The sequence below is a fragment of the Neorhizobium sp. 2083 genome (genome assembly GCF_031455615.1).
Classification (GTDB): domain Bacteria; phylum Pseudomonadota; class Alphaproteobacteria; order Rhizobiales; family Rhizobiaceae; genus Neorhizobium.
On record NZ_JAVDTC010000002.1, the window covers coordinates 180,710 to 203,194 of the forward strand.

Consider the following 22,485-nt stretch of genomic DNA (forward strand, 5'->3'; position numbering starts at 1 on the left):
GGAGGCCGGCCTATCGGGACCATACAGCCCTGAGGCCGGATATCGTCGGCAGCCGAAAGCCGGTTTGCCCGGCCTCCCCTTTAACCGCCTCGCCCGCGGCCTCCGCGGGAAATCGCTCGGCAAAGGCCTGGTCGGCGCGATCCCGCCGCCGGTCGAGGCCGTGCAATGTCAGCATGCCGCTTGTGAACCGTTCAATCTCGGGCACCAGATGCGGATAGAGCTCGGGCTTCAGGCCGGCATCGCCTCGCCCGCCAGCATCGGCCACCACGCGGTAGAGGATGAGCAGGTTTTCGGTATCGGCCATCAGCTTGTGCAGGAGGATGTTGCAACTGCCTGCCTTCGCGTTGAGCCCGGTGACAAAATCCTGGAAGACCTTGATCGCTGGTTCCGTGCGGCCGATCACCTCCATGCCCGTCATCGCCGCGCCATCCCCGCCGCGCAGCTTTTCGGCCATCTCCGGCCGGTGATCGACGAACGTGATAAGATCGCCCTCGCTTTCCCGCCGCTGCCCGATCAGGAAATCCCGCTCCCGCCGGATCAGTCCGGCCAGCAGATCGGCCCGGCGCAGAAGTTCGCCCAGCCGATCGAGCGGCGCGGGGCTGCGCCAACGGGCCTGCTGGCGGCGATGCCTGGCGGCCCCGGAAACATAACCGATCAATGTTTCGAACCGTGTCGGCACCTCGCGATCGTCGAATTGTCGGGCACAGATGCCGATCTCGTCCGATAAATTCGCGACCAGCCGCGCCATCGCCGCCTCGATCGCCTGACGCTCCGGCATGGCTGCCGCCAGCCGATCGGCCTGCGCGGCGAGCCTCTCCTCATCCGGCAGGTTAAAATCCCTCGCAGTCTCGGCAAGCAGGGCGCCGACCTCGCCGAGCGCCTCGCGCATTCCGGTCAACAGGCCGCCGATCCGCTCGATCTCGCTGTCAAAATTCTGGTTTGCCGCCACGCGCCTTCTCCCCCGTCGAAGACGAAGATAACGCGGTCGCGAAATTATGCCACGCCATCCCGGCTGGATTGCCGGGAAAAATCAGGTGTCATCCCCTTTCTGGACGAGCCCCATGCGCATGGGGCGGCTTCCGAGCTTCGCTCCCGTCACGGCATCTATGCCGATCGGCTCGATCTCGCGACCCGTTTCGACGTCGATATACCGGGCCAGATTGCCGTCACAGTTTCGCTGTGCCCAGGCGCCGATCATGATAAGCACCGGCAGGAAATCCCGGCCTGCCTCCGTCAGCACATATTCCTCCCGGGGCGGCCGCTCCGAGTAGAGGTGTTTTTCCAGCAATCCGTCCTTTGTGAGGCTCGCCAGCCGCCGCGTCAGAATGGTCGGCGCGATCCCGAGGCTTTTTCGGAACTGGTCGAAACGGGTGAGGCCCTCATGGGCATCGCGGAGGATCAAGATGCTCCAGGTGTCGCCCACGAAGGTGAGGCCACGAGCAACGGGGCATTGGGGGAGTGATTCATTCGAAGTGTTCATGAAGTGATTTTTTCTAAGCGTTGATATCGATTTGATAGTGACTTACTACTGAAATGATAGTATCTGATTTTCAGACGATGATCCATACCCAAAAAAGAGAGAGACACACATGAGCGAAAGAAACAGAGGCGTTGCGCTGGTCACCGGTGCATCGTCAGGCATCGGCCTGGTTACGGCGCAATCCCTGGCAAAGGCCGGATACAGGGTGTTCGGCACCAGCCGCAAACCCGTCGCCAACCCCGCAGGCGTCACCATGCTGGTCTGCGACGTGACGGACGAGACTGCGGTGCAGGCAATGGTCGCGGACATTGTAAAGCGGGCTGGCCGACTGGATCTCGTGGTCAACAATGCCGGCATCGGCCTGCTCGGCGGCGCCGAAGAATCCTCGATCGCTCAGGCGCAGCGACTGTTCGATGTAAACGTCTTCGGAGTGGCGCGCGTCGTCAATGCGACACTGCCCGTCATGCGCGCCCAGAAGAGCGGCCGGATCATCAACATGAGCTCGATCCTGGGCCTGATACCTTCTCCGTTCAATGCCTTCTACGCCTCGACCAAACACGCCGTCGAAGGTTATTCGGAATCGCTCGATCATGAGGTTCGCGCCCTCGGCATCCGCGTCGTGCTCGTCGAGCCCGGCGTCACGCGCACCTCTTTCGAAGAAAATCTGACGCGCGCCGACCAGCCGCTGGCAGCCTATGCCTCCGAACGGGTGCGCAGCGAAAACCTGATGCGCCAGTGGGTCGAGGCAGGCGACGCTCCGCAGGTGGTTGCCGACATGGTGGTCAAAGCTGCAACGGCAAAGAAGCCGAAGCTGCGCTATTCCGCAGGCAAACAGTCGCGCCAGGTGCGTTCGCTGCGCCGTTTCATGCCGGAAAGGCTGGTTGACGGCATCCTGCGCAAGTTCAACGGCTTTCCCGCCTGAGTCCCGAAGAACTCATCCGGATCCGTTTTCTGCAAAGAACCCTCGGCTTGACGTCCCGTTCGAGCCGAAGGCTCCCGCAGCGGGGGTTCGCTCGGTCCGGAAGCTCAAAGCCCCAGCTTGGCGATCTCCGCATCGAGCCGATCCTTCGCCTTTTTCGGCATCTTTGCGCTCTTGACCGCATCGAGATTGGCGGGCGCGTCGCCGACGAGGATCACCGCGACCATGCCCATGCCGAAATGAGGCGTACATTTGAAGACGTAGGCGCCCGGCTTGTCGGCCGTGAAGGACACTTCCTGGCTGATCTTGCCCTTGATTTCGGCAACCCCGTCCGGCACGAGGCCCGGCATCGATACCACGTCATGTCCCTTGTCGACCGGCACGAACTTGATCGTATCGCCCGGCTGCACCTTGACGGCCGCCGGCTCGAACACCATCGCCTCCCCGTCGCTGCCCTTGTTGAGCATCTTGACCTCGATCTCGGCGCTGAGCGCCGGCAGGGCAAACAAGGCGAGGCTGGTGGCGAGCGTGAAGGTCTTGGCGGTCTTGCGCATGCGAGGAAACTCCTGCTGGGAACCACGGCCCCGTTATGCCGGGGCGTTTCTGAGCTGCAACTTAAATATGTTGCCGGCCCCGAACTTTGACCAGCGTCAATTTTGGCTCGTTGCCGCGGCTTTCCGCCTCACACGGTAAACGGGAAGTTTAACTCGCGACATCAATCGCAGCGCATCTGGTCTTCCCAGTGCCGCCGGCAGAGCGAGACGTATTTCTCGTTGCCGCCGACTTCGACCTGCGCGCCTTCGCGCACCAGTTCGCCATTCTCGCTCAGCCGCACCACCATGGTCGCCTTGCGCCCGCAATGGCAGATGGTGCGCACCTCCCTCAACTCGTCGGCGACCGCCAGCAGTTCCAGCGAGCCGGGAAACAGCTTGCCCTGGAAATCGGTCCGCAGACCATAGGTCATCACCGGGATGCCGACCCGGTCGGAGATCCGCGCAAGCTGCCAGACCTGTTCGGGCGACAGGAACTGTGCCTCGTCCACGAACACGCAGGCGATCGGCTCCTCCGCATGCATCGCCTCGATGTTCGAGAAGAGATCGTCCGAGGGCCCGAAGGGAATGGCATCCGAAGAAAGCCCGATCCGCGAGGCAACGCGGCCGTGGCCGGCGCGGTCGTCCAGCGACGCGGTGAAGATCGCCGTGCGCATCCCGCGTTCGCGGTAGTTATAGGACGCCTGCAGAAGCATGGTCGACTTGCCGGCGTTCATGGTGGCGTAGTGGAAATAGAGCTTGGCCATATCTGCCTTCTGATCGCGATCGGGATTCAAGAAAAGCGGGCTTCGCCGAAAACCACAGGAAACTGCAGATCGGGCGACGCCGGGCGAGAAAGTCACAAATGTCGCAAATGCACCCCATTCTCCGCCGCGAATGCGCGCGCTTGCCTCGTCGCAGCATATATTGATAATGGCGGGAACCAAAAAAACGGGAGCAGCCCATGCGCATGACTACCTCACTGAAGACCACGCTCGTCGCTGCCGCATCGATCCTTGCGATCGTCGGCACCGCAGCCGCCGCCGAGCCCGAAGCCTGCAAGACCGTCCGCATCTCGGACGTGGGCTGGACGGACCTGGCCTCGACCAACGCCTCTTTCATCCAGGTCCTCGAGGCCCTCGGCTACAAGGCGGACGTCAAGACGCTCGGCGTTCCGGTGACCTATTCTTCCATGAAGAACAAGGATATCGACCTCTTCCTCGGCAACTGGATGCCGGCGCAGAAAGATGCGCTGCAGCCCTATATCGACGACAAGTCGATCGAGAGCATCGCCGTCAACCTCGAAGGCGCCAAGTACACGCTCGGCACCAATGCCGCGGGCGCCAAGCTCGGCATCAAGGACTTCAAGGATATCGCCACCCACAAGAAGGAACTGGACGGCAAGATCTACGGCATCGAGCCGGGCAATGAAGGCAACGGCATGATCGTATCGCTGATCGATGCCAACACCTTCAACCTCAAGGGCTTCCAGGTCGTCGAATCCTCCGAGCAGGGCATGCTGACCCAGGTCACCCGCGCCGACAAGGACAGCAAGCCGATCGTCTTCCTCGCCTGGGCGCCGCATCCGATGAACGTTGCCCATGAGATCACCTATCTCGCCGGCGGCGACGATACCGTTTTCGGCCCGAACTACGGCGGCGCGACGGTTTATACCGTGGCGCGCGGCGGTTTTGTCGCCCAGTGCCCGAATCTCGGCAAGCTCCTCAAGAACGTGAAGTTCACGCTCGACATGGAAAACACCATCATGGGCAAGATCCTCAACGACAGCGAGGATCCCAACGCCGCGGCCAAGGCCTGGCTGAAGGCCAATCCGAAGGTCATCGAGCCCTGGGTCGCCGGCGTCACCACCTATGACGGCAAGGACGGCCTTCCGGCCGTCAAGAAGGCGCTCGGCCTCTAACAGTCCCGAAAATGTGTCCGGGGCGGCGCACCGCCTGCCCCGGAGCCCGCCCTTTCTCTCCCTATGGACGGCAGTTTTCTCGTGGATTGGATCGCAGATCATCGAATACCTATCGGTTCCTGGGCGAAGGCGGTCGTTGACTGGTTGACGGCGAATGCCGACTGGTTCTTCGACTGGCTTTCCTCCGTTCTCCTGGCCGTGATCAACGGTCTTTTGTGGTGTCTTGCGACGCCGCATCCGCTGGTCGTTATGGCCGCCATGACGGGGCTTTCCTTCTGGCTGCGCCGTTCCATCGTGCTCGCGGCCTTCACCTTCTTCGGCCTGCTCCTGATCTTCAACCAGGGCTACTGGAAGGAGACTGCGGAAACGCTGGCGCTGGTGCTCGCCTCGACGGCCGTCAGCATGGTGGTCGGCGTGCCGCTCGGCATCGCCGCCGCCCGCCGCCAATGGTTCTACGAAGCCATGCGGCCGGTCCTCGACCTGATGCAGACGCTCCCGAGCTTCGTCTACCTCATCCCGGCGCTGATCCTCTTCGGCCTCGGCATGGTTCCGGGCCTGATCGCCACCGTGATCTTCGCGATCCCGGCGCCGATCCGCCTGACCCGCCTCGGCATCGTCTCGACCCCGAGCTCGCTTCGGGAGGCGGCCGTCGCCTTTGGCGCCACCCCGTCGCAGATCCTGCGCAAGGTGGAACTGCCCTATGCCATGCCGCAGATCATGGCCGGCCTGACCCAGACGATCATGCTGTCGCTGTCAATGGTCGTCATCGCTGCGCTCGTCGGCGCCAACGGCCTCGGCGTGCCGGTGCTGCGCGCGCTGAACACGGTCAACGTCGCCCGCGGCTTCGATTCGGGCCTCTGCATCGTCATCCTGGCGATCATTCTCGACCGCATGTTCCGCACATCGACGGGAGACGGCCAATGACGGATTGTGTTGTTTTCGACAAGGTCGACATCGTCTTCGGCGATAAGCCGGAACGGGCGCTGGCCATGGTGGATCAGGGCAAGACCCGCGACGAGATCAGTGCCGCGACCGGCATCGTCATGGGCGTCGCCAATGCCTCGCTCACCATCCGCGAGGGCGAGATCCTGGTGCTGATGGGCCTGTCGGGCTCGGGCAAATCGACACTGCTGCGCGCCGTCAACGGGCTGGCCCCCGTCGTGCGCGGCAATGTCAGCGTCGCCACTCCCTCGGGCCCGGTCGATCCCTACAAGTCGAACCCCAAAGTGCTGCGTGACCTGCGCATGCACAACGTCTCGATGGTCTTCCAGCAGTTCGGCCTTCTCCCCTGGCGCACGGTCTCGGAAAATGTCGGCTTCGGCCTGGAGCTTGCGGGCGTTGCCGATGCCGAGCGCAGCAAGCGGGTCGGCGAGCAGCTCGAACTGGTCAACCTGACGAAATGGGCCGGCCGCAAGGTCGGCGAACTGTCGGGCGGCATGCAGCAGCGCGTTGGCCTTGCCCGCGCCTTTGCGACCGGGGCGCCGATCCTCCTGATGGACGAGCCCTTCTCCGCACTCGATCCGCTGATCCGCACCCGCCTGCAGGACGAGCTTCTCGAATTCCAGCGGCGGCTGAAGAAGACCATCCTCTTCGTCAGCCACGACCTCGACGAAGCCTTCAGGATCGGCAACCGCATCGCCATCATGGAGGGCGGGCGCATCATCCAGTGCGGCACGCCGCAGGAGATCGTCCGCGATCCGGCCGACCAGTATGTCGCCGATTTCGTGCAGCACCTCAACCCGATCAGCATGCTGACCGCCGGCGACGTGATGCGGACGGGAGTGAGCCCCGCGGCAGGCTCCACGGCGGTCTCCGGGACCGCGCTGGCGACGACGCCGCTGATCGACATCCTCGATGCGCTGTCGCGGCAGCCAGGTGCCATCGGCGTGGTCGACAACGGCACGATCGTCGGCACCATTTCATCCGACGACGTGATTGCGGGCCTCACCCGCCACCGGCTGCGCGACGCCTGATAAGCTGAGTGCTCAAATCACCTTTCGTTTGCCGCCGCCGGATGCTATGCCGGCGGCAGGCCGGTCTTTTGCCGGCAGACGGATGGGGAAAACAACGCGTTGGCGGACGAAGAAAAAACCGACAAGCCGCAGGTGCTGCGCGACACGGACGACGAAGCCCGCCGGCTTGCCCGCACGCTGGTCCGAGGCGCGCGATACATGGCGCTTGCTGTCCTCGATCCGGAGACCGGTTTCCCCTCCGCCAGCCGGGCGCTCACCGGTACCGATGTCGACGGCGTGCCGGTCATCCTCGTATCCGGCCTCTCCGGCCATACGAAAGCGCTGATCGCCGATCCGCGCTGCTCGCTTCTTGCCGGCGAACCCGGCAAGGGCGATCCGCTTGCCCATCCGCGGATCACCGTTCAATGCCTCGCCGAGGCCGTCGCCCGCGATACGCCCGAGCATGCGCGCATACGCCAGCGTTTCCTCGACCGGCACCCGAAGGCCGCATTGTATGCGGATTTCGGCGATTTTCGCTTCTTCCGAATCACTCCGCAGGCCGCGTCCCTTAACGGGGGATTCGGCCGCGCATACGTGCTGACCGGATCGGACCTGGTGATTCCCGAGCCGGGAATCACTTCGGACTGGCTGCGCCTTCAGGAAGATTTAAAAAATATGACAGACCGAGCCCAGATTTTCGCTGCCCATCTCGGCACGGAAAACGGGAAAACCTGGCGCTTCGGTGGCGTCGACCGGGCGGGAATCGACCTTATCGCAGGTGATGTTCAACTCAGGCACGAATTTGAAACTCTGGCAAAGAACCCGGAAGCCGTTCTTGATTATGTTTTTGGGATCGCTAAAATACTATAATCGGTTACCTGAAATTTAGGGATGTACAATCCCTTTTGCTCCTTGTTAATTTTCTCCCATATCACGATGGGCGATTTTTGAAGCGGGGGGCCGCTTGGAATACGAGGGGAATTTAAAACGTATGGATACGATGGCACTATCTGAGCATTCCAACGCAGCCGCAGGCCTGCTGTCTGCCATGGCAAACCCGAAACGGTTGCTGATCCTGTGTTGCCTGGTCAAAGGCGAAGTCGCCGTTGGCGCGCTCGCTTCGCAAGTGGGCCTCAGCCAGTCTGCGCTGTCGCAACACCTTTCCAAGCTGCGGGCGCAGAAGCTGGTGAAAACCCGCCGCGATGCGCAGACCATTTATTACTCCAGCTCGTCCGAGTCGGTCCTGAAGGTCCTTGAGACGCTGGAAGAAATTTACTGTGCTCCAGTGCAGAAGAAATCAGCAGCCGCGTGAGAATGACAGCGCTGACATGAGGTCACGCTGCTCTGCCCCAGCCCCCGACATGATGGTCGGGGCTGGGGCATTTCCATGCCGGGCCTGCTGACCGGATAGGGAGCCCTGCAGGCGCAGGATCGAGGTAACCGCGGCCTAATGCGCGGCCATGCGATGCAATGTGGCGACCACCTTCTGCCAGTCGTAGGGTTTGGAAAAGAACACGCTGCGATCCGGCAGATCCGCTTCGCTCAGACTGACATGTCCCGAAACGATGATGATGTCGATCGGTGGCCAGCGGTCGCGCACGGCAGCCGCCAGCTTCATCCCGTCCATGCTGCCGGGCATGTCGATATCGGTAAACACGATCCGGATGTCCTTGCGTGTCTCGAGAATCCTCACCGCCTCGTCGGCATCGGCGGCTTCGACCGCGTCGAATCCCGCGTCCTCCACCAGATCGATTGCCATCATGCGCAAGAGGGGTTCATCCTCGACGACGAGGACTGCCCTGTTGTTTAGCGGTGTGGACTGTCCCATCCCGTCAATCTGCCTGTGCCAACTGAAGGAGCACAGCCGTCATCTCAGCGCTGAACCCCGGGAGATCATAACTCACGAGGACACCCCCGGTTCCGATCAATCCCATCCGAATGAGCTTTGAGCCGAAACCTCTGCGTTGCGGCTCGCGCGGGGCCGGCCCGCCGGTCTCCCGCCAGGAAAGGCGGAAGATCGCGTCCTGCCCCGTTCCTTCGATGCGCCAGTCGATCGCCACCCGCCCGCTGTCGTTGGAAAGCGCCCCGTATTTCATCGCGTTCGTAGTCAGCTCATGGATCAAGAGCGACAGCGACAGCGAACCCTTCGGACCGAACCGCACATTCGGCCCCTGGGCATCGATCCGGTCGCGGACTCCGAGCCCGTTCATCGTCCGGTCGACGACCGCATAGACAGAGGCGCTGGTCCAGTTCTGCTCGAACAGGATGTCGTGGGCGGTGCTGAGCGCATGCAGCCGTTTCTCGAACGCTTCCACAAGGTCCCGTTCGGCAACCGGCCGCAGCGTTTGGGTGGCGATCGCCTGCACCATCGACAACGTATTCTTCAGCCGGTGGCTCATCTCCCTGTTGAGCATCTGCTGCTCCTGTTCGGCCTGCACCCGCGACATGGCGATCTGGATGCGGTTGCCGAAGCTGCGGACGAAGGAAATCTCCTCTTCGACCCATGGGTAGGGCTGATCGTGATGGATGAAGGCGATAAGCCCGAAACGCCCGAGCTCGAAGATCGGCACGTTGACGAGCACGCGGATGCCGAGCGTCAGAAGCGCCTCGGCGTGGCTGCGTGTTCGCGGGTCCGTGGCGACATCGGCGACGACAACCGCTTCACCGCGCTTCAGGTCGTCGATGAAGGAACCGTAGTCCCGGAAACGGTGCAGTCCGGCAAGGCTCTTCACGCCGGGCGCGCACCATTCCGGCGGCACGACCACGGTCTCGTCCGCCGCGTTGACGATGCCGAAACCGGCGCGCGTCGCGTCGAGAGCCTTGGCCATCAGGTCTCCGGCGGCGACCGCCATCGATTCCACGTCGCTGAGGTCCTGCAGGCGGTCACCGAGATCGAGCAGAGCCTGCACGCGCGCTGCCTCCCGCTTGGCAGCGGTCACGTCGCGGACCGTGCCGATCATCTTGACCGGGCGGCCCGCCTCGTCATGGCGGAAGCTGGCATTGCGGGCGATCCAGCGCACCCCGTATCCCGGCACGCGAATGCGGTATTCGACATCGAGGGGCGCGCTCCCCTCCCGTCTGGTCGCGTCGCTGGACTGCAATTCCTTGTCCTGCGGCAGCACCATCGCCTCGAAGGTCCGTGCCGGATAGGCCTCGGCGACGGGCACGTGGAAGATCCGGCAGAACTCCCGCGATACCCTGATCATCGAACTCGCGATGTCGATTTCAAACGTGCCGACCCGTCCCGCCTCCTGAGCCGCGAGATTCGCATTGACGCTGGAACGGATATTGGCGCTGATCGACTTCTGGCGCCGGAACAGGTCGTCCTTGCGCTGCGAGATCCGCCGCATTTCCAGAAGCGTCACGACCTGCCGGGCAAGCGCCTGAAGCGCCGCCGTCTGCCCCTCCCCCAGCCCCTGCGGCCGCGGCTCGACATCCATGACGCAAAGGGTGCCGATGACCACCTCGTCCGGCGTCATAAGCGGTGCGCCGGCATAAAAGCGGAGCCGCCGCTCGCTGGTCGTAAGCGTATTGGTGCGCGTGCGCTGATCAAGCCGCAGGTCCGGGATCACGAGCACATCGGAACTGCCGAGCGCGTGGGAGCAGATCGACTGCTCGATCGGCATCTCGCTCGCCTCGAAACCGACGCGTGCCTTGAACCACTGTCGGTCCTTCTCGATCAGGCTGATGAGCGCCACGGGCGTATCGCAGAGGGTGGAAGCGACAAGCACGATATCGTCGAACTCCGGCTCCGGCTCGGTGTCCATGATATTGTACGCATCGAGCGCTTCCAGCCGCTCGACATCCATGTCTTCGTTTGGCATGTCTTCGCTTGGATCGGGGTCGGCCAATGACGGTCTCGGAATTGAAGTTTTTAGGCGATATTGGTCGCTTTCGCCAAAAGACCAGAGACGCGCGGTTAAATTTCAGCCGTGGCCGAAACCCGTTGTAATCCTTGAGCCCTTGGCCGGAAATCCGCGCGGCCGGCCCACCCCGCCCCGCCGCATCCTCGATTGGAAAAGACTTGCCCTTAGCCATTTCGCCGGGATGCAGGAATTCGGGCCTACCCTCGCCTCGAAGGCGGTTGACGCCCCTGATCCCGCTGATAATTTGACCATGTAGTCAAAACTTGGTGCAATGACGCCGACCGGGAAATGGCCACCCGAAGAAACCGAATGGCCATGGAGAATGTCATGTCCAATCGCCTGAATACCACGCCCAACGACCTGCGGGCGTTCTGGATGCCGTTCACGGCAAACCGCCAGTTCAAGCAGGAACCCCGCCTTTTCGTCAGTGCCAAGGATATGCACTACACGACCCATGACGGCCGCCAGGTGCTCGATGCCACCGCCGGCCTCTGGTGTGTCAATGCCGGCCACTGCCGTCCGAAGATCACCGAGGCGATCCGCGAACAGGCAGGCGAGCTGGATTATGCACCCGCCTTTCAGCTGGGCCACCCCAAGGCCTTCGAACTTGCCAACCGCCTCGTCGATATCGCGCCTGAGGGCATGAACCATGTCCTCTACACAAATTCCGGATCGGAATCGGTCGAGACGGCATTGAAGGTGGCGCTCGCCTATCACCGCGTGAAGGGCAACGGCTCGCGCTTCCGCCTGATCGGCCGCGAGCGCGGTTATCACGGCGTCAATTTCGGCGGCATCTCGGTCGGCGGCATCGTCTCCAACCGAAAGATGTTCGGCACGCTTCTGACCGGCGTGGACCACCTGCCCCACACCCACCTGCCGGGCAAGAACGCCTTCACCAAGGGTGAGCCGGAGCATGGCGGCGATCTCGCCGCCGAGCTCGAACGCATCGTCACGCTGCACGACGCCTCGACCGTCGCCGCCGTCATCGTCGAGCCCGTTGCCGGTTCGACCGGCGTGCTCATCCCGCCGAAGGGCTATCTGCAGAAGCTGCGCGAGATCTGCACCAAGCACGGCATCCTCTTGATCTTCGACGAAGTCATCACCGGCTTCGGCCGCCTAGGCGCCCCGTTCGCGGCCCAGTATTTCGACGTCAAGCCGGATATCATCACCACCGCCAAGGGCCTGACCAACGGCGTGATCCCGATGGGCGCCGTGTTCGTCACCTCCGAGATCCATGACGCCTTCATGACCGGGCCGGAGCACATGATCGAGTTCATGCACGGCTATACCTATTCCGGCAACCCGATCGCCTCCGCCGCCGGCCTTGCGACGCTTGAAACCTACAAGGAAGAAGGCCTGTTCGACCGCGCCCGCGACATCGCCCCCTATTGGGAAGCCGGCCTGCATTCGCTGAGGGACCTGCCCAACGTCATCGACATCAGAAACCTCGGCCTGATCGGCGCCATCGAACTCGACCCGATCGCCGGCGAACCGACGAAGCGCGCCTTCACGGCCTTCCTGAAGGCCTATGAAAACGGCCTGCTGATCCGCACCACCGGCGACACCATCGCCATGTCCCCGCCGCTGATCGTCGAAAAGCACCATATCGACGAGATCTTCGGGAAATTGCGCGAGATCCTGACGAGCAATATCTGAGCCGTCGTCGCGACACGGGAAAAGGCGGGTGTCCGCCTTTTCCCCTTCTCACGCCTTGCTCCCAAAGGATTGAGCTTCAAGCCGGGACCCGGCCGTGGCTTCAATCGCCGCTGATGACCTGCATGCCCGCGACGATTCCGGCCATGCCCGATTGGCGTTCTGCCGCAAGGTCAGGGCCTTCGACCGCATAATGGTTCATCAATATCGGCATCCTCCCCACCAGGGTGAAGGCGCTGACGCCCGACAGCACGACCTTTCCATCCTCCAGGAAGCGCTGCGCTGCGTAGGCTGCGCGGTCGTCCCGTCCGAGGAAAGGTGATCCCGCGACGGGAGGATCTTCCCAGAACCGCGGCGTCAGGGGCTGCGTGTCTTTCTCCAGTTCGTCCAGAAAAGTCGGGAGGTCCGCCGGAACGGGCTGGCCGCCTCCGTAATAGCGCATCATCGTGAAAGCGTATTTCGGGCGCTTGTCGCCGCCGGCCTCGGATGCCTTGAGCGATACGCAATCGACATCCAGGGACTTCAATTCCGCTTTCCTCTGCAGCGGTGGCGCCAGCGCCTTCCAAAGCCTTTCATGATAGCCGCCCCGTTTCGGATCGATGGCACAGAGCCCTTCCGGCACCTTGAAACTGATCTTCACCGTGCCGAAATCGACGATGCGGGTGCGCGGATCACCATCCTGCACATCGGCCGCCGGGTCCTTGTGGGGCGCGGCAGCACTCGGCCGCGCCTTGGTTGGATCGGGAATAAAGGTCGTCTCGAATTCCAGCTTGTCGGTAACCTTGTACGGACTGCACCGCAGGACGGCGCGCAGGGCCGACTGGGCGAAAGCCTCGTTCAGCGCACCATCGCCTTTTTTCTTGATCACCGGCTTCTGATCCAGGCTGCCGTCGGGGTTGAGCGTGAAGGCGACGGTGACAGGCGTGTCGGCGCCCGCAGGCGGGGACCAGCAGGGTTGGACCTGTGCCTCGAACGGCAGTTCCTCGGCAGCAGACGGCTGGGCCGCATGTGCCGCGGTCGCCGCAGACAGTATCCAAAACCCGCAGACAAGAAAGAAACGCATGGACCACCCCATCCCGTGTTGGCGGCAGGCTGGCTGGCGCCGAAGACCGTCCCAAACCTAGGGTGGTGACGCATTGCTTCAAGCCCGGATAACGTCTGCCATCCGAGATTATCGCCCCGTGCCCACATGCGAAAAGACGGCCTCGACGGCCCTCTTTCATTCGATGCGGCCCCGTACCTCTTCATTCGACCGTGACCGCCAGCGTCCGTTTCAGCGTCTTCAGGACGACGCTGGTGGTAAATTTGCGGATGTTGGCATTGCGCTCCATCATCCTGTCCGCAAGCGTGTCGAAATGTTCCACGGACTGTGCCATGATCACGAGCGTATAGTCGCCGCGGCCGGATGTACCCCACGCCTCCTGCACTTCGGGCGTCTCCGTGACCCAGCGCAGGAACGGCGGAAGAAGCTCCGGGCGGTCGCGCTCCAGTTCCACCTCCACCAGCATCGAGACGCTTGCGCCGACCTTCTTCGGATCGACGATGGAGACATCGCGCAGGATCACCTTGTCGTCCCTCAGCTTCTGCAGCCGCCGTTGCGCCGAAGAGGGCGAAAGGCCCGTCCGATGGGCGAGCTCGTTGAGCGTGATCGTCGCATCCTGCTGCATGAGCTTGAGGATTTCGCGGTCGGCTGCGGTGAGAGGCATGAAAGAAATTCCCGATCTGCTCCAGCAGTCAGGAAATAAACCCGTAATCTCTGAAAATCCAGGGAATCTCACCGTGTTTCCCTGACATCTTACCGCCATGACCAAGAACCAGCCACATCCTTCCGCCGAGGGCATCCGGGCCGCTGCCGCCCGCATCGATGCCTGTTTCACCAACAGCCCGCTGATCGGGCAGCAGACGGCCGATCTGGCTCTCGGCCTCAACCTCTTTGCCAAGGTCGAGACACTGAACCCGATCCGCTCCTTCAAGGGCCGCGGCACCGATTGGTGGTTGCGCAATCAGCCGGCCGGAAACATGCCCGTTGTGTCCGCCTCCGCCGGCAATTTCGGCCAGGGGCTGGCCTATGCCGGCCGCAGCGCGGGCCGCAAGGTCGTCATCTTTTCGGCCAAGACCGCCAATCCGGCCAAGATCGACGCCATGCGCCGGCTGGGCGCCGAGGTCATCCTGCACGGCGAGGATTTCGATGCGGCCAAGTCCGCCGCCAGGGCCTATGCGGAGGATCGAGGTTATGCCTTCGTGGAAGACGGAGCCCATCGGGAAATCGCCGAGGGCGCCGGCACCATTGCGCTCGAGATCACCGAACGGCTTGCCCGCGACGGCATGGCCCTCGATGCGGTCGTCGTGCCGCTCGGCAACGGCGCCCTGCTCACCGGAATAGGCGCCTGGATCAGGGCGAATGCCCCGGGCTGCAGGGTCATCGGCGTGGTCGCCGCCAACGCGCCGGCGATGAAACAGTCCTGGGAAAGCGGCAGGCTCGTTTCGACGGAAACCGCCGCCACCGCTGCCGACGGCATCGCCGTCCGCGAATGCGTTCCCTACGCCCTGGACTGCATGAGGGTCACCGTCGACGACGTCTGGGAGGTGGACGAGGCGCAAATCGGCGCCGCCCGGGAATTCTGCCGCATCCATTACGGCCTGGTGGTCGAGGAAGCGGGAGCCGCGGGCGTCGCCGGCCTGCTCGCCCACGGGGCGCCCCTCGCCGGACGCACCGTCGCAACCGTGCTCTGCGGCGGCAATGTCAGGATCGGCAATCCTTCCTGATCCGGCACCCGGCAGGAAGAGTGAGTGAGAAATGCAGCAGCACCGCCCCATCGGCCACGAGGCGGTGCTTCCATTCACGTCGGGATCTGCGTCTAGGGCGGTCTCAGCCCTTGAAGAAGGCCAGCAGGTCGGCGTTGATCACATCCGCATGGGTCGTTGCCATGCCGTGCGGCAGGCCTTCATAGACCTTCAGGGTGCCATTCTTCAAAAGCTTCACGGCAAGCAGCGCCGAGTCGGCGATCGGCACGATCTGGTCGTCGTCGCCATGCAAAACGAGAATAGGCACGTCGATCGCCTTCAGGTCCTCCGTGAAATCGGTTTCGGAAAAGGCCTTGATGCAATCGTAATGGGCCTTGGTGCCGCCCATCATGCCCTGCCGCCACCAGTTCTGGATCACGCCTTCGGAAACCACGGCGCCCGGACGGTTGAAGCCGTAGAATGGGCCGGCCGGCACATCGCGGAAGAATTGCGCGCGGTTGGCGGAGAGAGCTGCGCGAAAACCGTCGAAGACTTCGATCGGCAGGCCACCGGGGTTGTTTTCGGTCTTCAACATGATCGGCGGCACGGCGCCCATCAGCACCGCCTTCGCCACCCGGCCGCCGCCGCCATATTGCGCGACGTAGCGGGCGACTTCGCCGCCGCCGGTCGAATGGCCGACATGGATGGCGTTCTTCAGGTCGAGATGGGCGGCAAGCTCCGCGACATCGGCGGCATAGGTATCCATTTCGTTGCCGGTCTCGGTCTGGCTGGAGCGGCCGTGACCGCGGCGGTCATGGGCGATGACGCGAAAACCCTGATGCAGAAAAAACAGCATCTGGGCGTCCCAGTCGTCGGCCGAAAGCGGCCAGCCGTGATGGAAGACGACCGGCTGGGCATCCTTCGAACCCCAGTCCTTGTAGAAGATCTGCGTGCCGTCCCTGGTGGTGATGAAATTGCTGGTCATGGTCCTCTTGTCCTTTTGAAACTGATTTTCGAATGACTGAGACATGAATGTCAGGCGCGGCCAAAAAACAGGCGGGGGCCGTGCCAGGCATTCATAATACCGTTGCGTGTCGTTCCCTTGAACCACACTTTTCGGGTTATCGCGATTTTAATATCTCGATATTTGTTATCGCGATAAACATATGCATAGCGACATTCCCTAATGCCGTCTACAAAAATATTTATCGCGATAACAAATTTATGCTATCTACATCCCACGAACCTGGAACAGCCCCGGAGCCAGCATGTCCGCCTCCCCCCTTCCGCCGCTCGATGATCAGCTCTGCTTTTCGCTCTATGGGGCGAATATCGCCATCAACCGCGCCTACAAGCCGATGCTCGACGAGATGGGCATCACCTATCCGCAATATCTGGTGCTGAGCGTGCTCGGCGAACAGGACGGCTCGACGGTCGGCACGATCGCCGATCGGCTGGCGCTGGAATCGAGCACCATCACCCCGCCGGTAAAGCGGCTCGAACAGGCGGGCCTTCTTGAGCGCCGGCGCAGCAAGACGGACGAACGCCAGGTGCATGTCTGGCTGACCGACGCGGGCCACGCCCTGATCGCGAAGAGCAAATGCCTCGGTGACACCCTGATGGAGCGGTCCGGTATGACGCCGAGGGAATTCCAGGCCTTCAACCGGCAGGTGCAGGCCTTCCTCGGCGCTCTGGAGCAGAAGGCGTAAGATTTCGCGGCCTGCCGACCGCCCCGGCCGGAATCGCGAATCCCGGCGAACTTCTGCATTTTCCGGGCAGTTTTTCGTAAAAATCACAAAACCGGGCCCGGTCTTGTTATCTTCTTGCGGAATCCCGCGGCAATTCATACAGAATTGGCTGCCGGCAGCCGAAAGCCAAAAATGGCTCGGCACGGTATCGACCACATCGCCTCCCGTCATTGGCACGACCGCGCCAGGCGCGACATCGAAGACGGAAGACGAGATGCGGCGTTCACCGCGGGGTTGAAGCCCCCACCCAAGGAGACCAAAATGAACCTCAAGACGCTTTTGGGCGCAACTGCGCTCGTTTCCCTGACTTTCGCACCGCTTGCCCATGCCGATATCGTCATCGGCCTGATCGCGCCGCTCACCGGCCCCGTCGCCGCCTATGGTGACCAGGTCAAGAACGGCGCCGAGACCGCCATTGCCGAAATCAACAAGAAGGGCGGCATTCTGGGCGAGAAGGTCGTCCTGAAGGCGGCCGACGACGCAGCCGAGCCCAAGCAGGGCGTTTCCGCCGCCAACCAGCTGGTCGGCGAAGGCATCCGCTTCGTGGTCGGCCCCGTGACCTCGGGCGTCGCCATGCCGGCCTCCGATGCTCTGGCTGAAAACGGCGTGCTGATGGTCACCCCCACCGCGACCACCCCTGCCCTCACCACCCGCGGCCTCACCAACGTGTTCCGCACCTGCGGCCGCGACGACCAGCAGGCCGTGGTCGCCGCCAACTACGTCCTGAAGACCCTCAAGGACAAGAAGGTCGCGATCATCAACGACAAGGGCGCCTATGGCAAAGGCCTCGCCGACGCCTTCAAGGCCGCGCTGAATGCCGGTGGCGTCAAGGAAGTGCTCGACGACGCCGTCACCCCGGGCGACAAGGATTTCAGCGCGCTCACCACCCGCCTGAAGTCGCAGAATGTCGAAGTCATCTATTTCGGCGGCTACCATCCGGAAGGCGGCCTGCTCGCCCGCCAGCTCGCCGATCTCGGCGTCAAGGCGACGATCATCGGCGGCGACGGCCTGTCGAACAGCGAATACTGGAACATCGGCACCAAGGCCGCGGCCGGCACGATCTTCACCAACGCTTCCGACGCGACCAAGAGCCCGGACTCCAAGGCTGCCGCCGAAGCACTCGCCGCCCGCAAGATCCCCGCCGAAGCCTTCACGCTGAACGCCTATGCCGCCGTCGAAGTCATCAAGGCCGGCATCGAAAAGGCAAAGAGCGCCGAGGATACGGAAGCGGTCGCCGCCGCCATCAAGTCCGGCGAACCGATCGCCACCGCCATCGGCAAGCTCACCTATGGCAAGACGGGCGACCTCACCTCGCAGAGCTTCTCGCTGTTCAAGTGGGAAGACGGCAAGATCGTCGCCGCCGAGTGACATCGGCAACCCGATGCTCGATAACACCGATATTCGCGATGGGCGCCTGCGGGCGCCCATCTTTCTTCGAGGACCGATTTCAGATCCCGTCGAGCACCTTCCTGATCGACTTCGCCGTTTCGTTGCCGCGCGAGAAAAGCCAGAGCGACATCACCACGAAGAAGATCAGGAACACCACCAGGGCCGTCATCACATAGGGATAAAGCGCGTCGGCGGACGAGGTCGAGGCCATCAGCAATCCGTTGACGAGCACGAAGACGACGAAGGCGAGGACGGCGAAATTGATGATGTAGGTGTCGTTGTTCGAGAGCTTGCGGAACTCGATGCGGCACTCGACGATCGCCTTCTGCTGGGCCTCGTTGGCATGCAACTGGTTGAGCTCGACCTTCTGCCTGAGCGCCATCAGGTCGCGCAGCCATTGGCTGAGCTGGATGTTGAAGAAACTGCCGACCAGGCCGGCAAGGCTGAGCATCAGTCCGACGAGATTCATCACTTGTCCCCCTTGTTCGGAAAATCGAGAAGCAGCAGCACGGTATCCGCCGGTACGCCGAACCAGCGCGTCGTCCCCAATGACGGTTTGGCCTTCGGCGGCCGCGGTCGCTTTTCCGGCGGCACCGCGGCGCAATACCGGTCGAACTGTACCCTCAGCTCGTCGGCTGCCCCTGCCGAAAGGCTGATGTCGATTTCGAATATGCCCTGCCCCGTGGCGCTCGCCGTCTTCGCCTTTTCGCGGCAGGCCTCGAGCATCGTCATCAGCTCCTGGCGCGCAGCGTCGCGCCACTGCGCCGCCCGCCGGGTGCGCAAGAGCCGGGCGATATAGTTCGCCCGCGGCAGGGGAAGGCCGAACCGTTCGTAGAGGACCGTGCCGACCGGCTGTTCATCGGGAAAGATCTCCTCGTAGAAACGGGCGATCCAGTGTTCCGTCTGCTGGGTCTGGCTTTCGAACCGCCGCTCCCCGGTCACCCATTCGAGGAAGAGTTCGGCGGAAAGCTCCCGCAATCGCGCTTCCAGCCGCTGCCGGGCCTGCTGCGAAGCATCGACGGAGAGCGTCGCCAACGCCTTGTCGAGGAGTTGCTGGAGACGCTCGCCCACCATGGTCCTCCCCCTTGATTAGAAGACAATCGTGCGCCCCTGATCGCGGGCCTGCGCCTTGGAATAGGTCACCAGGTGGGCCGTGTGGCCATCCCGGTTGACCAGCCGGATCTCGCCGCCCTGGTTGGAAAGCTGGATCGAGTTGCGGGGCAGGAGAACGGTCGTCGCCACGCCGGGATCCAGCGTCACGTCGTTGACGGAATAGCGATGCCCCATCTTGTCGACCAGCAGCCATCCTTCAAGACGCTCTCGCGCAGTGCCGGTATTGATCAGTGTCACCGTTTCCTTGCCCTCGTCTTCGCCGGCCGGATTGACCAGCGCGGCCAGGATGCGGATCGGGCTGCCGATGATCGGCGGCCGGGCCGGCTCTGTCGGCGTCACCACCGGACCAGGCACCACGCCGCCCTCGGCGGGGCCGAGATAGACCGGATAGAAGGTGCGGATATTCTGGTCGTTGGCGCTGCGGAACACCTTGAGATCATAGCGCCCCCCGTTGATCGCCGCCTCCTTCGGCGCCCGTGCCCCGAGATGGGCGCGGACCGAGCCGATCGCCATCAGGCCCTCGACGCTGCAGCCGACGAAAAAGCCGCCGGTCGGTTTGGTGAGGGGGCGGATGACGCCCGAGGGATTGTCGCCCGGGGTCCAGCGGGAATAGTCCGGTGCCCGCCATTTGTAGGAAATGGTGACGGATTCCGGGAACCTCTCCTGGCCGTTCTGGTAGAGACCGCGCACATAGGCGATCCGGTCGTCGTCGAAGCCGGGGAAGGTATTGCGGTCGAAGGTCGTGGCAAGCCCGTCGTCGAGGTAATATTTGTACCAGAAGTGATAGCCCTGAACCTTCGGACCTTCCTGTTCGCCGACAAAGACGTGTTCGAAACCGCTGAGCGCCGGGTCGCCGCCCTGCGAGAAAGTGCGGAACCAATGCTCCAGCAGAACCCCGTACCAGCGATCGCGGGAAATCGCCGTTCCCGTAGCGGTGGCGACGTAATCCCGCGCCACCTGCATCGGCGGCGTGTCGATGACCGCCTCCAGCAGATCGTGGACCTCCTCGCGCTCCTCGGGAGTTTCGACCTCGGTGTCCTGTTCGTCCAACGCATAATTGTCGAACAGTTTCAGCACCCGATCATAGGTCAGCTGTTTGGACGCGGGAATGGTGACGTCGCGGAGGATTTTCGTGTCCTCGCCCACGTCGGCTCTCGCGACGACCGTCACCGACCCCCGCGCCGCATCGCCCGCCTGCCCGGGCAGGATCGGCTGCACGCCGTTTCCCGCCTGGTCCGCATCCCAGATCTGCTGATAGATATCCATAGTGTCCTCCATCCCGTGAGCATCCACTCTATCCCTCAATAGCGTCGAGTTGTAACGCCAGTTTGACAAAGCAATTTCAGGTGGAATGTATCAGCAGCATAACTCAGGGGTGAAGGACGGCGGATTTGCTACCCCCGCATGCACCCCCGTTTTTCCGTTGCCGTATTTCCCTTGTCGCGGGCACCCCGCTAGAATGGTGCAAACGGAATCGGAGCCTGCCATGACCACCCGTCTCGAAACCCTCATCGACCAGGGCACCGGCCGCGAGCCCGCCGATATCGTGCTGAAGGGCGGACAATTCTTCGATCTCGTCACCGGCGAGCTTGTCGCTTCCGACATCGCCATCTCAGGTGACCGCATCGTCGGCACCTGCGGGACCTATACCGGCCGGACCGAGATCGACATTTCCGGCAGGATCGTCGTGCCGGGCTTCATCGACACGCATCTGCACATCGAATCGTCGCTGGTGACACCGCATGAGTTCGACCGCTGCGTGCTGCCCTATGGCGTCACGACCGCGATCTGCGATCCGCATGAGATCGCCAACGTGCTCGGCACCGAGGGCATACGATTCTTCCTGGATTCCTCGCTGGAAACGATCATGGACATCCGCGTCCAGCTCTCCTCCTGCGTGCCCGCTACCCATCTGGAGACGGCCGGCGCCGATCTGCCGATCGAAAAGCTGCTGCCTTTCCGCGACCATCCCAAGGTCATCGGACTTGCGGAATTCATGAATTTCCCGGGCGTCATTCACAAGGACCCGGTCTGCCTCGCCAAGCTCGACGCCTTCTATGGCGACCATATCGACGGCCACGCGCCGCTGCTGCGGGGCAACGACCTCAACGGCTACCTCGCGGCCGGCATCCGCACCGAACACGAATGCACCACCGCCGAGGAGGCGCTCGAAAAGATCCGCAAGGGCATGCATATCCTGGTGCGCGAGGGCTCGGTCTCCAAGGACTTGGCAGCCCTGATGCCCCTCCTCACCGAACGCCTTTCACCCTATCTCGCGCTCTGCACCGACGATCGCAACCCGCTCGACATCGCCGAACAGGGGCATCTCGACTACATGATCCGCACTGCGATCGCCAACGGCGTCGAACCGCTCGCCGTCTACCGCGCCGCTTCTATTTCAGCCGCGCGCGCCTTCGCCTTGCGCGACCGTGGCCTCGTCGCACCCGGCTGGCGGGCCGACCTCGTGGTCATCGATAGCCTCGAAAACTGCAAGGCAGACATGGTCTTCTCGGCCGGCCGCAAGGTCACGGACGAACTCTTCGCCACCCGCAAACCCGTCGCCCCGGTCGGGCTCGACAGCGTTAGGGCGCGTCCGGTGCAAGCCATGCATTTCGGCGTTCCGGCAACCGAAGGCGAAACGCCGGTGATCGGTGTGATGCCGGGAAAAATCATCACCGAACACCGCCGGTACCGCCTGCCCGCCACCGGCAACCAGACCGGCCTCGATCTTGCCCGCGACATCATCAAGGTCGCGGTCATCGAACGGCACGGCAAGAACGGCAACCATGCCAACGGTTTCGTCCAGGGTTTCGGATTGAAGAAGGGCGCGATCGCCTCGACGGTCGGCCATGACAGCCACAATATCTGCGTCGTCGGCGTCAGCGAGGACGACATGGCGATGGCCGCCAATCGGCTCGGCGAGATCCACGGCGGCTTCGTGGTGGTGGAAGACGGCGAGGTCACCGGCGAAATCGCGCTGCCCGTCGCCGGCCTGATGAGCCTCGAGCCCTACGAAGTGGTCCGCGACACCCTCCACCACCTCCGCCAGGCCGCCTACGCGCTCGGCACGACGCTCCAGGAACCCTTCCTCCAGGTCGCCTTCCTGCCACTCCCGGTCATCCCGCACCTGAAGATCTCGGACAAGGGCATGGTGGATGTGGACAGGTTCGCGCTGATCGGGTGAGCAAAC

23 protein-coding genes are annotated in these 22,485 nt (G+C 62.9%); 11 read left to right on the forward strand and 12 right to left on the reverse strand.

All coding sequences use genetic code 11. From position 1 onward, the window contains the following. Positions 1–10: 10 nt before the first annotated feature. Together J2X76_RS08930 and J2X76_RS08935 are read right to left on the reverse strand one after the other, a co-directional pair. Positions 11–949: a hypothetical protein gene (locus J2X76_RS08930; protein ID WP_310215103.1), complete on the reverse strand. Its 939-nt coding sequence runs from the start codon at positions 947–949 to the stop codon at positions 11–13. A gap of 81 nt (positions 950–1,030) precedes the next feature. After that, positions 1,031–1,480, reverse strand: coding sequence for a helix-turn-helix domain-containing protein (locus J2X76_RS08935; RefSeq protein WP_113126703.1), 450 nt, complete (start codon positions 1,478–1,480; stop codon positions 1,031–1,033). Between the two features lie 109 nt (positions 1,481–1,589). On the opposite strand from J2X76_RS08935, the gene J2X76_RS08940 reads away from it, so the two are divergent. Then, the gene (locus tag J2X76_RS08940; RefSeq protein WP_113284128.1) at positions 1,590–2,402 is read left to right on the forward strand and encodes an oxidoreductase; all 813 of its coding nucleotides are present in this window, start codon (positions 1,590–1,592) and stop codon (positions 2,400–2,402) included. 104 nt (positions 2,403–2,506) lie between these two features. Here the strand turns inward: J2X76_RS08940 and J2X76_RS08945 are convergent, their stop codons facing one another. Continuing rightward, positions 2,507–2,953: a pseudoazurin gene (locus tag J2X76_RS08945; protein ID WP_113126701.1), complete on the reverse strand. Its 447-nt coding sequence runs from the start codon at positions 2,951–2,953 to the stop codon at positions 2,507–2,509. Between the two features lie 161 nt (positions 2,954–3,114). Next, positions 3,115–3,696: a thymidine kinase gene (locus J2X76_RS08950; protein ID WP_113126764.1), complete on the reverse strand. Its 582-nt coding sequence runs from the start codon at positions 3,694–3,696 to the stop codon at positions 3,115–3,117. A 197-nt stretch (positions 3,697–3,893) separates the two neighbouring features. Here J2X76_RS08950 and choX point away from each other — a divergent pair, with 197 nt between their 5' ends. The 5 genes from choX (at position 3,894) to J2X76_RS08975 (ending at position 8,114) form a co-directional block, all read left to right on the forward strand. After that, positions 3,894–4,850, forward strand: a complete 957-nt coding sequence (gene choX / locus J2X76_RS08955) for a choline ABC transporter substrate-binding protein (protein WP_113284127.1) — start codon at positions 3,894–3,896, stop codon at positions 4,848–4,850. An 81-nt stretch (positions 4,851–4,931) separates the two neighbouring features. Continuing rightward, positions 4,932–5,774, forward strand: a complete 843-nt coding sequence (gene choW, locus J2X76_RS08960) for a choline ABC transporter permease subunit (RefSeq protein WP_113126763.1) — start codon at positions 4,932–4,934, stop codon at positions 5,772–5,774. Next, positions 5,771–6,823: a choline ABC transporter ATP-binding protein gene (choV, locus tag J2X76_RS08965; protein ID WP_113284126.1), complete on the forward strand. Its 1,053-nt coding sequence runs from the start codon at positions 5,771–5,773 to the stop codon at positions 6,821–6,823. The genes choW and choV overlap by 4 nt, the downstream gene beginning before the upstream one ends. A 99-nt stretch (positions 6,824–6,922) precedes the next feature. Further along, a complete protein-coding gene (locus J2X76_RS08970; protein ID WP_113126698.1) occupies positions 6,923–7,672 on the forward strand; it encodes a HugZ family protein in 750 nt (249 codons plus the stop codon). Positions 7,673–7,793: 121 nt separating this feature from the next. After that, positions 7,794–8,114, forward strand: a complete 321-nt coding sequence (locus J2X76_RS08975; protein ID WP_037088025.1) for a helix-turn-helix transcriptional regulator — start codon at positions 7,794–7,796, stop codon at positions 8,112–8,114. A gap of 135 nt (positions 8,115–8,249) precedes the next feature. Here J2X76_RS08975 and J2X76_RS08980 read toward each other — a convergent pair whose 3' ends face one another. Next, positions 8,250–8,630: a response regulator gene (locus tag J2X76_RS08980; RefSeq protein WP_113126697.1), complete on the reverse strand. Its 381-nt coding sequence runs from the start codon at positions 8,628–8,630 to the stop codon at positions 8,250–8,252. 4 nt (positions 8,631–8,634) lie between these two features. After that, a complete protein-coding gene (locus J2X76_RS08985; protein ID WP_310215116.1) occupies positions 8,635–10,626 on the reverse strand; it encodes a GAF domain-containing protein in 1,992 nt (663 codons plus the stop codon). A 369-nt stretch (positions 10,627–10,995) separates the two neighbouring features. Here J2X76_RS08985 and J2X76_RS08990 point away from each other — a divergent pair, with 369 nt between their 5' ends. Then, on the forward strand, positions 10,996–12,324 hold the full coding sequence (locus tag J2X76_RS08990; RefSeq protein ID WP_310215117.1) for an aspartate aminotransferase family protein: 1,329 nt from the start codon (positions 10,996–10,998) through the stop codon (positions 12,322–12,324). A gap of 100 nt (positions 12,325–12,424) precedes the next feature. Here the strand turns inward: J2X76_RS08990 and J2X76_RS08995 are convergent, their stop codons facing one another. Both J2X76_RS08995 and J2X76_RS09000 read right to left on the reverse strand, forming a co-directional pair. Then, on the reverse strand, positions 12,425–13,384 hold the full coding sequence (locus tag J2X76_RS08995) for an energy transducer TonB (RefSeq protein ID WP_310215120.1): 960 nt from the start codon (positions 13,382–13,384) through the stop codon (positions 12,425–12,427). Positions 13,385–13,565: 181 nt separating this feature from the next. Continuing rightward, positions 13,566–14,027, reverse strand: a complete 462-nt coding sequence (locus J2X76_RS09000) for an Lrp/AsnC family transcriptional regulator (protein WP_162732148.1) — start codon at positions 14,025–14,027, stop codon at positions 13,566–13,568. Positions 14,028–14,124: 97 nt separating this feature from the next. Here J2X76_RS09000 and J2X76_RS09005 point away from each other — a divergent pair, with 97 nt between their 5' ends. Further along, a complete protein-coding gene (locus tag J2X76_RS09005; RefSeq protein ID WP_310215123.1) occupies positions 14,125–15,087 on the forward strand; it encodes a pyridoxal-phosphate dependent enzyme in 963 nt (320 codons plus the stop codon). A gap of 103 nt (positions 15,088–15,190) precedes the next feature. Here the strand turns inward: J2X76_RS09005 and J2X76_RS09010 are convergent, their stop codons facing one another. Then, positions 15,191–16,030 carry an alpha/beta hydrolase gene (locus tag J2X76_RS09010; protein ID WP_310215127.1) on the reverse strand — a complete coding sequence of 280 codons (840 nt, stop codon included), beginning with the start codon at positions 16,028–16,030 and terminating at the stop codon, positions 15,191–15,193. 283 nt (positions 16,031–16,313) lie between these two features. Here J2X76_RS09010 and J2X76_RS09015 point away from each other — a divergent pair, with 283 nt between their 5' ends. Continuing rightward, positions 16,314–16,754 carry a MarR family transcriptional regulator gene (locus tag J2X76_RS09015; RefSeq protein ID WP_310215129.1) on the forward strand — a complete coding sequence of 147 codons (441 nt, stop codon included), beginning with the start codon at positions 16,314–16,316 and terminating at the stop codon, positions 16,752–16,754. A gap of 300 nt (positions 16,755–17,054) precedes the next feature. After that, positions 17,055–18,161 carry a branched-chain amino acid ABC transporter substrate-binding protein gene (locus J2X76_RS09020; protein ID WP_310215132.1) on the forward strand — a complete coding sequence of 369 codons (1,107 nt, stop codon included), beginning with the start codon at positions 17,055–17,057 and terminating at the stop codon, positions 18,159–18,161. A gap of 79 nt (positions 18,162–18,240) precedes the next feature. On the opposite strand, the gene J2X76_RS09025 is transcribed toward J2X76_RS09020, so the two are convergent. The 3 genes from J2X76_RS09025 to J2X76_RS09035 are packed head-to-tail and all read right to left on the reverse strand — an operon-like array spanning position 18,241 to position 20,561. Beyond that, positions 18,241–18,651, reverse strand: a complete 411-nt coding sequence (locus tag J2X76_RS09025) for a hypothetical protein (RefSeq protein WP_310215134.1) — start codon at positions 18,649–18,651, stop codon at positions 18,241–18,243. After that, positions 18,651–19,256, reverse strand: coding sequence for a hypothetical protein (locus J2X76_RS09030; RefSeq protein ID WP_310215137.1), 606 nt, complete (start codon positions 19,254–19,256; stop codon positions 18,651–18,653). Before J2X76_RS09030 ends, J2X76_RS09025 begins: the two co-directional genes overlap by 1 nt. A gap of 15 nt (positions 19,257–19,271) precedes the next feature. Next, positions 19,272–20,561, reverse strand: coding sequence for a hypothetical protein (locus tag J2X76_RS09035; protein WP_310215140.1), 1,290 nt, complete (start codon positions 20,559–20,561; stop codon positions 19,272–19,274). A gap of 220 nt (positions 20,562–20,781) precedes the next feature. Between J2X76_RS09035 and ade the strand changes: the two genes are divergently transcribed. Beyond that, a complete protein-coding gene (ade, locus tag J2X76_RS09040) occupies positions 20,782–22,479 on the forward strand; it encodes an adenine deaminase (protein WP_310215143.1) in 1,698 nt (565 codons plus the stop codon). The last annotated feature ends 6 nt before the right edge of the window (positions 22,480–22,485 follow it).

Excerpts from the sequence above, each read along its gene's own strand:
- J2X76_RS08935 (WP_113126703.1), bottom strand. The coding sequence starts at position 1,480 with ATGAACACTTCGAATGAATCACTCCCCCAATGCCCCGTTGCTCGTGGC.
- J2X76_RS08940 (WP_113284128.1), top strand. The coding sequence starts at position 1,590 with ATGAGCGAAAGAAACAGAGGCGTTGCGCTGGTCACCGGTGCATCGTCA.
- J2X76_RS08945 (WP_113126701.1), bottom strand. The coding sequence starts at position 2,953 with ATGCGCAAGACCGCCAAGACCTTCACGCTCGCCACCAGCCTCGCCTTG.
- J2X76_RS08950 (WP_113126764.1), bottom strand. The coding sequence starts at position 3,696 with ATGGCCAAGCTCTATTTCCACTACGCCACCATGAACGCCGGCAAGTCG.
- choX (WP_113284127.1), top strand. The coding sequence starts at position 3,894 with ATGCGCATGACTACCTCACTGAAGACCACGCTCGTCGCTGCCGCATCG.
- choV (WP_113284126.1), top strand. The coding sequence starts at position 5,771 with ATGACGGATTGTGTTGTTTTCGACAAGGTCGACATCGTCTTCGGCGAT.
- J2X76_RS08975 (WP_037088025.1), top strand. The coding sequence starts at position 7,794 with ATGGATACGATGGCACTATCTGAGCATTCCAACGCAGCCGCAGGCCTG.
- J2X76_RS08980 (WP_113126697.1), bottom strand. The coding sequence starts at position 8,630 with ATGGGACAGTCCACACCGCTAAACAACAGGGCAGTCCTCGTCGTCGAG.
- J2X76_RS08985 (WP_310215116.1), bottom strand. The coding sequence starts at position 10,626 with ATGCCAAACGAAGACATGGATGTCGAGCGGCTGGAAGCGCTCGATGCG.
- J2X76_RS08990 (WP_310215117.1), top strand. The coding sequence starts at position 10,996 with ATGTCCAATCGCCTGAATACCACGCCCAACGACCTGCGGGCGTTCTGG.
- J2X76_RS08995 (WP_310215120.1), bottom strand. The coding sequence starts at position 13,384 with ATGCGTTTCTTTCTTGTCTGCGGGTTTTGGATACTGTCTGCGGCGACC.
- J2X76_RS09000 (WP_162732148.1), bottom strand. The coding sequence starts at position 14,027 with ATGCCTCTCACCGCAGCCGACCGCGAAATCCTCAAGCTCATGCAGCAG.
- J2X76_RS09005 (WP_310215123.1), top strand. The coding sequence starts at position 14,125 with ATGACCAAGAACCAGCCACATCCTTCCGCCGAGGGCATCCGGGCCGCT.
- J2X76_RS09010 (WP_310215127.1), bottom strand. The coding sequence starts at position 16,030 with ATGACCAGCAATTTCATCACCACCAGGGACGGCACGCAGATCTTCTAC.
- J2X76_RS09015 (WP_310215129.1), top strand. The coding sequence starts at position 16,314 with ATGTCCGCCTCCCCCCTTCCGCCGCTCGATGATCAGCTCTGCTTTTCG.
- J2X76_RS09020 (WP_310215132.1), top strand. The coding sequence starts at position 17,055 with ATGAACCTCAAGACGCTTTTGGGCGCAACTGCGCTCGTTTCCCTGACT.
- J2X76_RS09025 (WP_310215134.1), bottom strand. The coding sequence starts at position 18,651 with ATGAATCTCGTCGGACTGATGCTCAGCCTTGCCGGCCTGGTCGGCAGT.
- J2X76_RS09030 (WP_310215137.1), bottom strand. The coding sequence starts at position 19,256 with ATGGTGGGCGAGCGTCTCCAGCAACTCCTCGACAAGGCGTTGGCGACG.
- J2X76_RS09035 (WP_310215140.1), bottom strand. The coding sequence starts at position 20,561 with ATGGATATCTATCAGCAGATCTGGGATGCGGACCAGGCGGGAAACGGC.
- ade (WP_310215143.1), top strand. The coding sequence starts at position 20,782 with ATGACCACCCGTCTCGAAACCCTCATCGACCAGGGCACCGGCCGCGAG.